Below are 12,498 nucleotides of genomic sequence, written 5' to 3' on the forward strand. Positions count from 1 at the left end.
CGGGGCTTCGGCAATGTGGCGACGCGCGCCGGCGGCTAGCGATAGATCGCCGTCACCGGCGCTTCGCCCAACCGCGCGAAACCGCGATACATGCCTTCGGTGTTGAATGACAGCGTGACATTGCCCTGCGCGTCGACGGCGACGAGGCCGCCGCGTCCGTCGATCTTCGGCAGGCGGTTCATCACGACGTCGTGCGCGGCTTCTTCGAGCGAGACGCGGCGATAGGCCATCTGCGCGGCGACGTCGTAGGCGGCGACCATGCGCATGAACATTTCGCCGGAGCCGGTGGTCGACACCGCGCACGTCGCGTCGTCCGCGTAGCAGCCCGCGCCGATCAGCGGCGTGTCGCCGACGCGGCCCACCTGCTTGTTGGTGACGCCGCCCGTCGAGGTCGCAGCGGCGAGATGCCCGTGGCGGTCGAGCGCAACCGCGCCGACGGTGCCGAACTTGCGGTTCGGATCGATCGGTTCGTGCGGCATCGGGTCGTCGTGGTTCGACGCCGTGGACGCGAGCGTGGCGGCGTCGTGATCGAGCATCGGGCGCTGCTGCTCGCGCGCGAGCTGCCATTGGCGATAGCGCGCGTCGGTATCGAAGTAGCTGTTATCGACGAATTCGAGCCCCTGCGCGATCGCGAACGCTTCCGCGCCTTCACCGGTGAACAGCACGTGGTCGCTATGCTCGAGCACGCGGCGCGCGGCGAGAATCGGATTGCGCACGCGCTTCACGCAGCAGATCGCGCCCGCGTCGAGCGTGCGGCCGTCCATGATCGCGGCGTCGAGCTCGTGCGTGCCGGCCGCGGTGTAGACCGCGCCGTGGCCCGCGTTGAACAGCGCGCAGTCTTCGAGCAGCCGCACCGCTTCGCTTACTGCGTCGAGCGCGCTGCCGCCGTCGGCGAGCACGCGCTGGCCGGCGCTCAGCACCGCGTTGAGCGCCGCGTGATACTCAGCTTCGGCGCTGGCTGACATCGACGTGCGCAGGATCGTCCCTGCTCCGCCGTGAATGGCAATGACTGCGTTGGAGTTCATCGTTTGGATTGTGGAGTGCGGGTGGTTCGGGGAGTGCGGACTGGCGCGAGGGCCTTTGCTTCGGTATCCCTGGCTTTGACGCCCTTGGCCTGGGTGCTGTCGATCATTGCGCCGTCGCCGGGTTTGAGCTTCGCAGACTTCGCGCGCACGGCTTTGCTCGCGGCACGCGCAGGCTCCTGCGCGGCACCGCCTGCGCCGGCCTGCGGATCGAACAGCCACGGCAGCACGAACTCGCTGACCTCCGCGGCCGCCTTGACCGAGCGTTGCGCGCGATACGCGACCGCGTCGCACAACGCCTCGATCACCGCGAGCACGGCCGAATCGGCATTCGACGCAAGACGCCGGTCGGTGCGGACATACAGCGCCAGGTCCGCGAACCGAACGAGCGGCGAGCGCGGACCGTCGGTGAGTGCGAGCACGCGCGCGCCGCGTTCGGAGGCCCGGCGCGCAAGCTCGATCGTGTCCTCGACATAGCGCGGAAACGCGATGCCGATCACGAGATCCCCCTTACCGGAACCGGCGAGGTGCCGCGCCGCATGCGATGGTCCGCCGTTCAGCGCAAGCGATTGCACGTTGTCGTGATACGGCAGCAGCCCGTGCTCCATCAGGCCCGCGAGAAAGGCGCTGGCGCCGAAGCCGATCACGAATACGCGGCGCGCGGCGATGATCGCGTCGACGGCGGCGTCGGCGGTCGCGCGATCGATCGACGTACGCGTCGCATGCAGATTGTTGGCGGCCTGCTCGAGCGATGCGTCGATCAGATCGTCACCGGCCGCGAGCGTTTCCTGAGCGCTGCGCAGCCGCTCGACCGGCGCGAGCGTCGCCTCGAAGCCACGCACGAGCGCCTCGCGGAACTGCGGATAACCGTCGAAGCCGAGCGCGCGCGCAAAGCGATTCGCGCTCGCGACCGACGCGCCGACCACGCTCGCGAGTTCGTCGATGCGCATCGTCGCCGCGCGGAACAGATTGGCCAGCACGTACTCGCCCATGCGCTGGTGGATCGGCGTGAGCGTCGGCATCGCGGCGGTGAGGCGCGCGGCGATGGCCTGCTCGGCGGGGTTCGACACAGCGGACGGGTGATGGATCATGCGAGCGGACAGGCGCGGTTGTTCTAGGTGAACTGAATGAAATTATATTTACATGAAACACGCGTCGAAAAAAATTCATTTTCATCATTCGAGGGTTTTCACCGACCAGAGCCCTTCAGACAAGGGAGTTCAGCATCCGCGCGTGCCGCGCCCCGATGAAAATCCATTTTCATCGGGGCGATTGGGGGCTTCGTTGCGTGCCGCGTGCCGTCATCAGCACGCCGCCGCGCTCTGCTCGGGAATGCCCGTGAGCCGCGCCGCCGGCGACATCACGATGATCAGCGCCTGTACCACGAACGCGAACGACGCCGCGACCAGACACACGTCGATGCTCCAGCGCGCGCTGAGCGCGGCGCCGAGCAGCGCGCCGACCGGCCGCGCGCCATAGGTGGCGGTGCTGATCAGCGCGGACACCCGGCCGATCATCCGTTCGGGTGTGATCGCCTGACGCAGCGTGGTCGAGCCGACGACCCACAGGATCGGTCCCGCGCCGAGCAGGAAAAAGCTCGCGAGCGCGAGCCAGAACGATGGCGCGATGAGCGTCGCCACCATCACCAGCGACGCGAGCGGGCCGCACGAGGGCCCGATGATCAGCAGACGTCCGAACGCGAGACGCCGCGCGATCGCGGGCGCGGCGAGCGCGCCGCAGACCATGCCGACACCGTACGCGCCGAGCGTCACGCCGACCGCCGAGGCATCGAGGCCCAGCCGATGCACCGCGTACGGCACGTAGACCGCCTGCAGGATGAAGAAGCCGAGATTGAAGAACACGGCGGTGAGCAGCATTGGCAGCAACAGCGGATCGCGCAGCACGAAGCGCGTGCCGTCGCGCAGCTCGAGCATGAAGTGACGCCGCGGCGCGGCCGCGCGCGGCGGCTCGCGCAAGCCCGCGAGCAACGCGACCGCGAACGCGGACAACATCGCCGCGCCGCCATACGCCCAGCCCGCGCCGATCCAGCCGACCAGCACGCCGCCCACCGCCGGCCCCGCCGAGTACGCGACGCTGCGCGCAAGTTCGAGCCGGCCATTCGCGTTCGCATAGGCCTCGCGCGGCACGATCGACGGCACCAGCGACGGCGCCGCCACGTTGTAGGCAACCGTGCCCGTCGCGGCGACGAAGCCGAGCGCGGCGAGCAGCGGCAGGTTCAGCGCATGCGTGAGCACCAGCAGCAGCACGCACAGCATCGCGCAGACACGCACGCTTTCGGCGAGCGTCATCAGCACGCGGCGCGAGCGGCGATCGGCCCATACGCCGAGCGGCATCGACAACAACAGGAACGGCAGCGTCTGCGCGGTTTGCAGCAGACCGGTGTCGCGCGCGTTGGCGCCGAGCGCGAACACCGCGACGAGCGGCGCGGCGGCGAGGCTGATCTGCTCGGCCGATTGCGCGCACAGGTTCGACCAGGCGAGACGCTGGAATGCGCGGGGTAGTCGTTGCGCGCTGGAAGGCGAAGACGATGAAGACGAAGACGTGGCGGACATCGATGCACTCCCGAGGTTGGACGTGAGGCATTCATCGTCGGCGCTTGGAGCTTGCGGGGCGCTCCGCTTCTTGCGGTGTTATTCTTCGCTCGCCATGAATCTCGAAAGCATCCTCTTTACTCAAGGTTTCGGTTCGCGCCGCCAATGCCGCGCGCTGATCGGCGACGGCCGCATCGGCGTCGACGGTGCTATTTGCACCGATGCCGATGCCGATTTCGCTGTCGATAGCGGCGCGTTGCGCTTTAGCGTCGACGGCGTCGAATGGCCGTATCGCGAGCACGCCTACCTGCTGCTGAACAAGCCGGTCGGCTACGAATGCTCGCGCGATCCGCAGCATCATCTGAGCGTGTTCAGCCTGCTGCCGCCGCAGTTCGCCGAGCGCGGCGTGCAGTGCGTCGGCCGTCTCGATCAGGACACCACGGGCCTGCTGCTGCTCTCCGACGACGGCAAGTTCGTGCATCAGTTCACGTCGCCGAAACGCAAGGTGCCGAAGCTCTACGTCGCGACCACGCGCCATCCGCTCGACGACGCGCAGCTCGCCGCGCTGCGCGACGGCGTGCTGTTGCACGGCGAAACGAAGCCGAGCGCCGCGCTCGACGCAGAGGCGCGCGACACTCACACGCTCGCGCTCACCGTGCTCGAAGGCAAATACCACCAGGTCAAGCGGATGATCGCGGCCTCCGGCAACCGCTGCGAGGTGCTGCATCGCGAGCGGATCGGCGGCCTCGCGCTGCCCGCGACGCTCGCGCCCGGCGCATGGCAATGGCTCGACGAAACGGGCCTCGCCGCGCTGCGGGGCGGGTAAACGACTACCGCGCAGCGAGTGCCAGCCTAAGCCCTTGATGCGCCGGAGAAAGCCCGCGCGCATTGCGGTGCATCGCGCGCACGCCGTTGCGGTGCAGCATGCCGTTCCTTACATGTCGCCCTATACTCGTCTAAACAAACGACTACAAAAGTTTCAGGAGGGGCGCCATGCATATCGACGGCACGATGGCGTTTTCGCACGCGATGATTGTGTTTATCTGCTTTGCGCTGCTGCTGGTCGGCGGATCGCTGATCGTCATGCGGCTGCGGCACAAGTACCACCCGAATCTGATCGGCGCGCTGATCGGCGGCATGCTGTGCTTCCTGTTGCTGGAAATGCTGCCGACGCTGACCTGATGCCTGTTGGACCGCGCGGCTCGTTTTGCGCGGCGCATTGATGCGGTGCGGGGATACGGTTTGTTTCGGGGCAACGCGGCCTCGCGAGGCGGTATTTTGTTTCTGCTGCTGGCCGTGTCGGCCGCTGTGGCCTAGCCGCCCTTCCCGCTCGCTTCGCGCAAAAAATCGTCGACGCTCGGATAGCGCAGACGCACCCGCAATTCTTCCTTCAGACGCCGGTTCACTAGCCGGCGCGACTCGCGCATGAACGACAGCAGCATCGGATCGATCTGCTGCTCTGCCTGCTCGCGCGTAATGCGCGGCGCGCGCGCGAGCCCGAAAGCGTCGGCGACCGCGTCGAAATACTCTCCCATTTTCAGTGCTGAATCGTCGGACGCGTGCAGTGCGCGCGCGGGCCGGCCATGCGTGGCGAGTCGCACGAGGATCGCGGCGAGGTCGTCGGCGTGGATGTGATTCGTGTAGACATCGTCGGCATCAACGAGCGCCGGCGTGCCTTTTTCGAGCCGTGCAAGCGGCAGACGGTTGCGCGCATAGATGCCCGGAATCCGCGCGATGCTCGCGGCGACGCTGCCGCGCGCGGTCGCGCGCCGCAACTGCCGCTCGGCCGACACGCGACGTTTGGCGCGCGCATTCGCGGGCCGCGTCGCGCGCGTTTCATCGATCCATGCGCCGCCGCAATCGCCGTAGACGCCCGTCGTGCTCGCGTACACGATGCGCACCGGTGTGCGCCAGGCGCCGGTCCGGCGCACCCCGTCGGGTACAATATCGGGTGTTTCAGCGTCCAGACCTGAAGCGCGCGCACGGCGCAACCGCGCGATGGGCGCGACGAACGACCTCGCCGCGCAAGCGTTCATGCGGCCCGCGGCACCCAGCGTCGCAAGCAGCGCGCGAGTGCGCCGGTCGTCGTCGCCGGACTTCTGTGGCGGCGCGAGATGCAGCACCGTCGGCGCGAGGCGCGCGAGTCGTTTGAGGCTGCGGCGCACGTCGAGATCGCCGACGAGCGGCGTCACACCCGCGGCGCGCAACTCATCGCAGCGCGCGGCATGGCTCGTCAACGCGAAAACGTGCGCGCGCGGCCGCAACAGCGGCACGCAGCGCATGCCGACGTCGCCGCATCCTACGATAAGCACGCGCGGCCGGCGGAAGATTCGTGTCGCTTTCATGGTGGACGCATTGTAGCGGTCACACGCAACAGGTACCGCGCGGTTTATCCGGCGGGTCCGATTACGATTCCGACTTTTCGATTTCGAACACTTTATGGCATTTAACGTCACGCTCCGGCAAAGCGGCCGGCAGTTTCAGGTAGAACAGGACGAACCGGTCCTCTCCGCAGCCCTGCGCCAAGGCGTCGGCCTGCCGTACGGCTGCAAGAACGGCGCGTGCGGTTCGTGCAAGGGCGCGATCGTGAGCGGCGAGGTCGAACAGCGCGCTCACTCGTCGTCGGCGTTGTCGAACGACGAAAAGACGCGCGGCATGGCGCTCCTGTGCTGCGCAACCGCGTGTTCCGATCTCGAAGTCGACATCCGCGAAGTGGCTGGCGTCGGCGACGTGCAGGTCAAGAAGCTGCCGTGCCGCGTGAATGCGATCGAGCGCCGCGCCGACGACGTGATCGTCGTCAAGCTGCAACTGCCGGCCAACGAACGTCTGCAATATCTGGCCGGCCAGTACCTCGAATTCATCCTGAAGGACGGCAAGCGCCGCAGCTATTCGATGGCAAGCGCTCCGCACGTCGAAGGCCCGGTTGAACTGCACATCCGCCACATGCCCGGCGGCGCGTTCACCGATCACGTGTTCAACACGATGAAGGAGCGCGACATCCTGCGCTTCGAAGCACCGCTCGGCACGTTCTTCCTGCGCGAAGACTCGGACAAGCCGATCGTGCTGCTCGCGTCGGGCACCGGCTTCGCGCCGCTGAAGGCGATCGTCGAGCACGCGGTGTTCAAGGACATCACGCGACCCATGACGCTTTACTGGGGCGCGCGCCGCAAGAAAGACCTGTACCTGCTCGAACTCGCCGAGCAATGGGCGCGCGAGATTCCGAACTTCAAGTTCGTGCCGGTGCTCTCCGAGCCCGATGCGGGCGACGCGTGGACGGGCCGCACGGGCTTCGTGCATCGCGCGGTGATCGAGGATCTGCCCGATCTGTCGGCCTACCAGGTGTACGCATGCGGCGCGCCGGTGATGGTCGAATCGGCGCTGCGCGACTTCACGCAGCATCACCAGTTGCCGGAAGACGAGTTCTACGCGGACTCGTTCACGAGCGCGGCGGATCTCGCGAACGCGGTCTGATTGCACGGCGGCAAACGACCGGCCCCCACGCCTGGATCAGCGCGTCAATGAGCGCTCGCGTGGACCGGTCGCGCCGAACATGTCAGCCTCGCGGCAAGCCGTCAATGTGACCTCGATGCAGCGCCAGTGCAAATTCATGGTTTACACCAGCGGTTTTCTTATCGTATTCTTTCGCGCATGAACCGCATCCAGTCCGAACTCCGACGTCGCCGCTCGCCGCTCCCCTAGGGACGCCGCTGGCTTCTTCACGGACTCGCGCCACACACAAATCTGGGCGCAAGCTGTTCGAATCATGAAAGCCACGGCATGCCGTGGCTTTTCTGTTTTTCCGGCCGCCGTTTTGATTGGCCAAACCGTCACCGTTTCTTCACCCTGCTCTTACCCTTTTGCCTGGAGCCCGCCGTCATGAATTTCAATGAGTATCCAATCGATTCGCTGATGTACATCACGAACCGGCCTGAAATCGTTTTCACGCACGGCAAAGGCTCGTGGATTTACGACAACAACGGCAAGCGCTACCTGGATTTCATTCAGGGCTGGGCGGTCAACAGCCTCGGCCACTGCAACGACGGCATGATCGAAGCGCTGAACAGCCAGGCCAAGCTGCTGATCAACCCGTCGCCGGCGTTCTACAACGAGCAGATGGCGAAGCTCGCGGGTCTGCTCACGCAGCACAGCTGCTTCGACAAGGTGTTCTTCGCGAACAGCGGTGCCGAGGCGAACGAAGGCGCGATCAAGCTCGCGCGCAAGTGGGGCAGGAAGTTCAAGGACGGCGCGTTCGAGATCATCACGTTTGACCACAGCTTCCACGGCCGCACGCTCGCGACGATGTCCGCGAGCGGCAAGCCGGGCTGGGACACGATCTACGCGCCGCAGGTGGCGGGCTTCCCGAAGGCGGAGCTGAACGACATCGCGTCGGTGGAAAGGCTGATCAACGCGAAGACCGTCGCGGTGATGCTCGAGCCGATCCAGGGCGAAGGCGGCGTGATCCCCGCGACCCGCGAATTCATGCAGCAACTTCGCGAGCTGACGAAAAAGCACAACATCCTGCTGATCGTCGATGAAGTGCAAAGTGGCTGCGGCCGCGCCGGTACGCTGTTCGCGTATCAGCTCTCCGGCATCGAGCCGGACATCATGACGCTCGGCAAGGGCATCGGCGGCGGCGTGCCGCTCGCGGCGCTGCTGTCGAAGGCGGAAATCGCCGTGTTCGAAGCAGGCGACCAGGGCGGCACCTACAACGGCAATCCGCTGATGACGGCGGTCGGCTACTCGGTGATTTCGCAGCTGACAGCGCCGGGCTTCCTCGAGGGCGTGCGCTCGCGCGGCGAATACCTGCGCACGAAGCTGCTCGAACTGTCCGAAGAGCGCGGCTTTCTGGGCGAGCGCGGCGAGGGTCTGCTGCGCGCGCTGCTGCTCGGCAAGGACATCGGCAATCAGATCGTCGAGAAGGCACGCGAGATGCAACCCGACGGCGTGCTGCTGAACGCCGCGCGTCCGAACCTGCTGCGCTTCATGCCGGCGCTGAACGTGACGACCGAAGAGATCGACCAGATGCTGGCGATGCTGCGCTCGGTTCTCGACTCGCTGTAATCAAACACGGAGCGCACCGATGACGACGAACACGACGCTGTCGATCCGCCGCTTCGACGCGGGCGATACCGAGGCGGTGGTCGCGCTATGGCAAGACGTATTTCCCGAGTACCGCGACGTGACGCGTCCGCAGCGCAATCCGCGTCTGTCGATCGCGAACAAGCTGGCGACGCAACCGGAACTGTTCTTCGTCGCGGTGCTCGATGGACGCATCGTCGGCACCGTGATGGGCGGCTATGACGGACACCGCGGCTGGCTTTATTCGCTCGCGGTCGACACATCGCTGCGACGTCATCGCATCGGCACGCGGCTCGTCGCACACGTCGAGAGCGAGTTGACGAAGCTTGGTTGTCCGAAGCTGAATCTGCAGGTGCTGGCGTCGGCGTCGGCTGAAGTGCGCGCGTTCTACGACGCGCTCGGCTATCGCGCCGATGCGGTGATCAGCCTCGGCAAACGGCTCGGCGAATACGCGGACGCGGCCCCGGCGGGTTGATTCGCGTCGTACACCTGATTAAAGAAGGCCGCATGCGTGGGTTAGCGCATGCGGCTTTTTTCATTGGTTCTCCAACGAACGGCGCACATATCGGCGGATTCGGACAAACATCAGATGGCGGACAGATGGTTGCCTAGAATCGTTTACGCACGAGACGACCCCGGGGCTGGAAGAGACGTTCGCGGCGGTTCGCGGCGCTCCCCGCGGCGGCTCATGCATCTGAGTCCCAACGCGTTTGAATCCTAAGGGGAATCTTCATGGCGACTTATGTGGTGCTCCTGCAATTCACGGATCAGGGGATCCGCACGATCAAGAACACAGCACAGCGAGCCGGGCAGGCGGCGGAGATGGCGAAATCGTTTGGCTGCGAAATGAAGCAGATCTACTGGACGTTAGGGGAATACGACCTTGTCTCGGTCATCGACGCGACAGACGAGCAGAGCTTCCTCGCCTTCGGCTTCGCACTCGGCTCGGCCGGCAATGTCCGCACGAAAACGCTGCGTGCGTTCGATAAAGACGAAATCAGTGCGGTTATCGGGCGACTCCCTTAATTCACGCCCCAACCAGAAAAATAAAACGCGCCCCACGACGTTGCATCGTGGGGCGCGCTGCAAGCCGGACGTGTGCACAAAGGGCACACGTCCAACAATTCACCTACTTATTCACCGAGATACGCGGCCCGAACCTTCGGATCGTCGAGCATCTGCTTCGCGTCGCCCGACATCGTGATCAGACCGGAGTCCATCACGTAGCCGCGATTGGCCGCCTGCAGCGCAAGACGCGCGTTCTGCTCGACGAGCAGAACCGTCATGCCTTCGGACGAAATCGAGCGCACCACTTCGAAGATCTTCTCGACCATGATCGGCGACAGACCCATCGACGGTTCGTCGAGCAGCAGCAGCTTCGGCCGCGAGATGATCGCGCGCGCCATCGCGAGCATCTGTTGCTCGCCGCCCGAGAGCGTGCCCGCGTATTGCGATGCGCGCTCCTTCAGACGCGGGAAGAAGCCGAACATGCGCTCGACGTCCTTCTGGATGCCGTCGTTGTCGTTGCGCAGATACGCGCCCATCTGCATGTTCTCGACGATCGACATGCGCGCAAAGATGCCGCGCCCTTCCGGCACCATCGCGAGACCGCGCTTGAGCAACTCATGCGCGGGCAGGCCCTTGATCGACTGACCCATGTACTCGATGTCGCCGGCCGCGTATGCCTTCAGGCCCGTGATCGCCTTCATCGTCGTGGTCTTGCCCGCGCCGTTCGCGCCGATCAGCGTGACGAGTTCGCCCTGCCCGACCTCGAGGTCGACACCCTTGACCGCCTGGATGCCGCCGTAGTTGACCTGCAGGCCCTTGATTTTCAACATTGCTTGCGTCGTGGACATCAGTGGACCCCCGCACCCAGATAAGCTTCGATCACCTTCGCATCCTTCTGCACGTCCTGCGGCAGACCTTGCGCAATCACCTTGCCGTAGTCGAGCACCGTCATCTGGTTGCACAGGCCCATCACGAGTTTCACGTCGTGTTCGATCAGCAGGATCGTCTTGCCGTCCGAGCGGATCTTGTCGAGCAGCTTGGTCAGTTCGACCTTCTCGGTGGCGTTCATGCCCGCCGCCGGTTCGTCGAGCGCGAGCAGCTTCGGATCGGTCGCCAGTGCACGCGCGATCTCCAGACGACGCTGGTGGCCGTACGACAGGTTGCGCGACGTGTAGTCCGCGTACTGCGTGATACCGACGTAGTCGAGCAGTTCGAGCGCACGCTCCTTGATCTCGCGCTCTTCCTTGCGTTCGGCCGGGGTCTGGAACACCGCGCCGAGCAAACCATGCTTGGTGCGCACGTGGCGCCCGACCATCACGTTTTCGAGCGCGGTCATGCCGCCGAATAGCCGGATGTTCTGGAACGTGCGCGCGATGCCCGCCTTCGCGACCTGATAGACCGCGGTCGGCGTGTAGTTCTCGCCATCGAGCTTGAACTCGCCCGAATCCGGTGTGTACAGACCCGTGATCACGTTGAAGAAGGTCGTCTTGCCGGCGCCGTTCGGACCGATCAGACCGTAGATTTCGCCCGCGCGGATCTGCAGGCCGACCTCGGAAAGCGCCTGCAGGCCGCCGAAGCGCTTGTTGACGCCCTTCACGGACAGACGGATCGCCGCGTTGTTGCTTACGTTATCGCTCATGTCTTTTTCTCCACCGGACCTTATGCGCGCACCGGCTTCTTGCCGCTACGCTTCGCCAGCTTCGCAATCTTGTCTTCGTGCTTCGGCGCGGGCCACAGGCCTTCCGAGCGATACAGCATGATCACGACCATCGCGAGACCGTACAGCAGCTGACGGATCACTTCGGTATCGACGATTTCATGGCCGAAGATCATGTTCTGCAGCGGCCCCATCGTGGAGCGCAGGAACTCGGGGAACACCGCGAGCAGCACCGCGCCGAGGATCACGCCCGGAATGTGGCCCATGCCGCCCAGCACCACGCAGGCGAGCACCACGACCGATTCCCAGAACGTGAACGATTCCGGCGACACGAAGCCCTGGAACGAGCCGAACATCGCGCCCGACAGGCCGCCGAACGACGCGCCCATCGCGAACGCGAGCAGCTTGACGTTACGGGTGTTGATGCCCATCGCCTTGGCGGCGATTTCGTCTTCGCGAATCGCGGCCCATGCGCGGCCGATACGCGAATGCTGCAGACGCGTACACGTCCAGATCACGAACAGCGCGCACAGCACGAACAGGTAGTAGTACAGGTACACCGACGGGAACTGCATGCCGAACAGCGAGTGCGACTGCGCGAGGCTGAAGCCGCCGATCTGCACCGGCGCGATCCCGGTGATCCCTTTCGGGCCGTTGGTGATGTTCACCGGACGGTCGAGGTTGTTCATGAAGATCCGCACGATTTCCCCGAAACCGAGGGTCACGATCGCGAGGTAGTCGCCGCGCAGACGCAGCGTCGGCGCACCGAGCAGAATCCCGAACATCGCGGCGAGGCCCATCGCGATCGGCACGATGATCCAGATCGGCACGTTCAGACCGTGCGGCGCGAGCGCCGCGATCCACTCGAATTGCGTCGAGAGGTGAGGTGAGCTGAGCAGCGCGGCCGTGTAGGCGCCGATCGCGTAGAAAGCGATATAGCCCAGGTCCAGCAGGCCGGCAAAACCAACCACCACGTTCAGGCCCAGCGCGAGCATCACGTACAGCATCGCGAAGTCGAGGACGCGAACCCAGTAGTTGCCGCCCGCGGCGCCGATCACCATCGGCGCGGCGATCACGAAGATCGCCGTGAGGATGCCGATGGTCAGCGTCTTCGTGCGGTTCTTTTCGGGGATGAGCGTCGTGGACGGCTCGATCGGTTGAATTGAGGTCATGATTGTTG

General features: G+C 65.2%; 13 protein-coding genes. 6 read left to right on the plus strand and 7 right to left on the minus strand.

The window, feature by feature from the left end:
- Positions 1–35: 35 nt before the first annotated feature.
- The 3 genes from L0U84_RS15725 to L0U84_RS15735 form a co-directional block, all read right to left on the minus strand.
- A complete protein-coding gene (locus tag L0U84_RS15725; RefSeq protein WP_233851021.1) occupies positions 36–1,025 on the minus strand; it encodes an isoaspartyl peptidase/L-asparaginase family protein in 990 nt (329 codons plus the stop codon).
- Positions 1,022–2,113, minus strand: coding sequence for a MurR/RpiR family transcriptional regulator (locus tag L0U84_RS15730; protein WP_233851022.1), 1,092 nt, complete (start codon positions 2,111–2,113; stop codon positions 1,022–1,024). Before L0U84_RS15730 ends, L0U84_RS15725 begins: the two co-directional genes overlap by 4 nt.
- A gap of 213 nt (positions 2,114–2,326) precedes the next feature.
- The gene (locus tag L0U84_RS15735) at positions 2,327–3,595 is read right to left on the minus strand and encodes an MFS transporter (protein ID WP_233851023.1); all 1,269 of its coding nucleotides are present in this window, start codon (positions 3,593–3,595) and stop codon (positions 2,327–2,329) included.
- Between the two features lie 94 nt (positions 3,596–3,689).
- On the opposite strand from L0U84_RS15735, the gene L0U84_RS15740 reads away from it, so the two are divergent.
- Both L0U84_RS15740 and L0U84_RS15745 read left to right on the plus strand, forming a co-directional pair.
- Entirely contained in the window at positions 3,690–4,400 is a 711-nt protein-coding gene (locus tag L0U84_RS15740; RefSeq protein ID WP_233851024.1) for a pseudouridine synthase, read from the plus strand.
- Between the two features lie 167 nt (positions 4,401–4,567).
- On the plus strand, positions 4,568–4,756 hold the full coding sequence (locus tag L0U84_RS15745; RefSeq protein ID WP_233851025.1) for a hypothetical protein: 189 nt from the start codon (positions 4,568–4,570) through the stop codon (positions 4,754–4,756).
- A 131-nt stretch (positions 4,757–4,887) separates the two neighbouring features.
- Here the strand turns inward: L0U84_RS15745 and L0U84_RS15750 are convergent, their stop codons facing one another.
- Positions 4,888–5,919: an NAD-dependent epimerase/dehydratase family protein gene (locus tag L0U84_RS15750; RefSeq protein ID WP_233851026.1), complete on the minus strand. Its 1,032-nt coding sequence runs from the start codon at positions 5,917–5,919 to the stop codon at positions 4,888–4,890.
- A 94-nt stretch (positions 5,920–6,013) separates the two neighbouring features.
- Between L0U84_RS15750 and L0U84_RS15755 the strand changes: the two genes are divergently transcribed.
- The 4 genes from L0U84_RS15755 to L0U84_RS15770 all read left to right on the plus strand — a co-directional run bounded on the left by L0U84_RS15755 (position 6,014) and on the right by L0U84_RS15770 (position 9,679).
- Positions 6,014–7,045, plus strand: a complete 1,032-nt coding sequence (locus L0U84_RS15755) for a CDP-6-deoxy-delta-3,4-glucoseen reductase (RefSeq protein WP_233851027.1) — start codon at positions 6,014–6,016, stop codon at positions 7,043–7,045.
- Between the two features lie 405 nt (positions 7,046–7,450).
- A complete protein-coding gene (locus tag L0U84_RS15760; RefSeq protein WP_233851028.1) occupies positions 7,451–8,635 on the plus strand; it encodes an acetylornithine transaminase in 1,185 nt (394 codons plus the stop codon).
- Positions 8,636–8,654: 19 nt separating this feature from the next.
- Positions 8,655–9,128, plus strand: coding sequence for a GNAT family acetyltransferase (locus L0U84_RS15765; protein WP_233851030.1), 474 nt, complete (start codon positions 8,655–8,657; stop codon positions 9,126–9,128).
- 257 nt (positions 9,129–9,385) lie between these two features.
- Positions 9,386–9,679 (plus strand): GYD domain-containing protein, encoded by a 294-nt coding sequence (locus L0U84_RS15770; RefSeq protein WP_233851032.1) that lies wholly within the window; start codon positions 9,386–9,388, stop codon positions 9,677–9,679.
- Positions 9,680–9,786: 107 nt separating this feature from the next.
- Here the strand turns inward: L0U84_RS15770 and L0U84_RS15775 are convergent, their stop codons facing one another.
- From L0U84_RS15775 to L0U84_RS15785, 3 genes are read right to left on the minus strand one after another with little or no spacing between them, the layout of a single operon-like run.
- Positions 9,787–10,491 (minus strand): ABC transporter ATP-binding protein, encoded by a 705-nt coding sequence (locus L0U84_RS15775; protein ID WP_442793975.1) that lies wholly within the window; start codon positions 10,489–10,491, stop codon positions 9,787–9,789.
- Between the two features lie 17 nt (positions 10,492–10,508).
- Complete coding sequence (locus L0U84_RS15780; RefSeq protein ID WP_233848678.1) at positions 10,509–11,300, minus strand: ABC transporter ATP-binding protein; 792 nt, start codon at positions 11,298–11,300, stop codon at positions 10,509–10,511.
- A 20-nt stretch (positions 11,301–11,320) separates the two neighbouring features.
- Positions 11,321–12,490, minus strand: a complete 1,170-nt coding sequence (locus L0U84_RS15785) for an ABC transporter permease subunit (protein ID WP_233851034.1) — start codon at positions 12,488–12,490, stop codon at positions 11,321–11,323.
- Between the last annotated feature and the right edge of the window lie 8 nt (positions 12,491–12,498).

Origin of the sequence: Paraburkholderia sp. HD33-4, from assembly GCF_021390635.1 — a bacterium.
In the GTDB taxonomy this organism is placed as follows: Bacteria; Pseudomonadota; Gammaproteobacteria; order Burkholderiales; family Burkholderiaceae; genus Paraburkholderia.

Excerpts from the sequence above, each read along its gene's own strand:
- L0U84_RS15740 (WP_233851024.1), top strand. The coding sequence starts at position 3,690 with ATGAATCTCGAAAGCATCCTCTTTACTCAAGGTTTCGGTTCGCGCCGC.
- L0U84_RS15770 (WP_233851032.1), top strand. The coding sequence starts at position 9,386 with ATGGCGACTTATGTGGTGCTCCTGCAATTCACGGATCAGGGGATCCGC.
- L0U84_RS15775 (WP_442793975.1), bottom strand. The coding sequence starts at position 10,491 with ATGTTGAAAATCAAGGGCCTGCAGGTCAACTACGGCGGCATCCAGGCG.
- L0U84_RS15785 (WP_233851034.1), bottom strand. The coding sequence starts at position 12,490 with ATGACCTCAATTCAACCGATCGAGCCGTCCACGACGCTCATCCCCGAA.
- L0U84_RS15730 (WP_233851022.1), bottom strand. The coding sequence starts at position 2,113 with ATGATCCATCACCCGTCCGCTGTGTCGAACCCCGCCGAGCAGGCCATC.
- L0U84_RS15725 (WP_233851021.1), bottom strand. The coding sequence starts at position 1,025 with ATGAACTCCAACGCAGTCATTGCCATTCACGGCGGAGCAGGGACGATC.
- L0U84_RS15780 (WP_233848678.1), bottom strand. The coding sequence starts at position 11,300 with ATGAGCGATAACGTAAGCAACAACGCGGCGATCCGTCTGTCCGTGAAG.
- L0U84_RS15765 (WP_233851030.1), top strand. The coding sequence starts at position 8,655 with ATGACGACGAACACGACGCTGTCGATCCGCCGCTTCGACGCGGGCGAT.
- L0U84_RS15745 (WP_233851025.1), top strand. The coding sequence starts at position 4,568 with ATGCATATCGACGGCACGATGGCGTTTTCGCACGCGATGATTGTGTTT.
- L0U84_RS15750 (WP_233851026.1), bottom strand. The coding sequence starts at position 5,919 with ATGAAAGCGACACGAATCTTCCGCCGGCCGCGCGTGCTTATCGTAGGA.
- L0U84_RS15735 (WP_233851023.1), bottom strand. The coding sequence starts at position 3,595 with ATGTCCGCCACGTCTTCGTCTTCATCGTCTTCGCCTTCCAGCGCGCAA.
- L0U84_RS15760 (WP_233851028.1), top strand. The coding sequence starts at position 7,451 with ATGAATTTCAATGAGTATCCAATCGATTCGCTGATGTACATCACGAAC.
- L0U84_RS15755 (WP_233851027.1), top strand. The coding sequence starts at position 6,014 with ATGGCATTTAACGTCACGCTCCGGCAAAGCGGCCGGCAGTTTCAGGTA.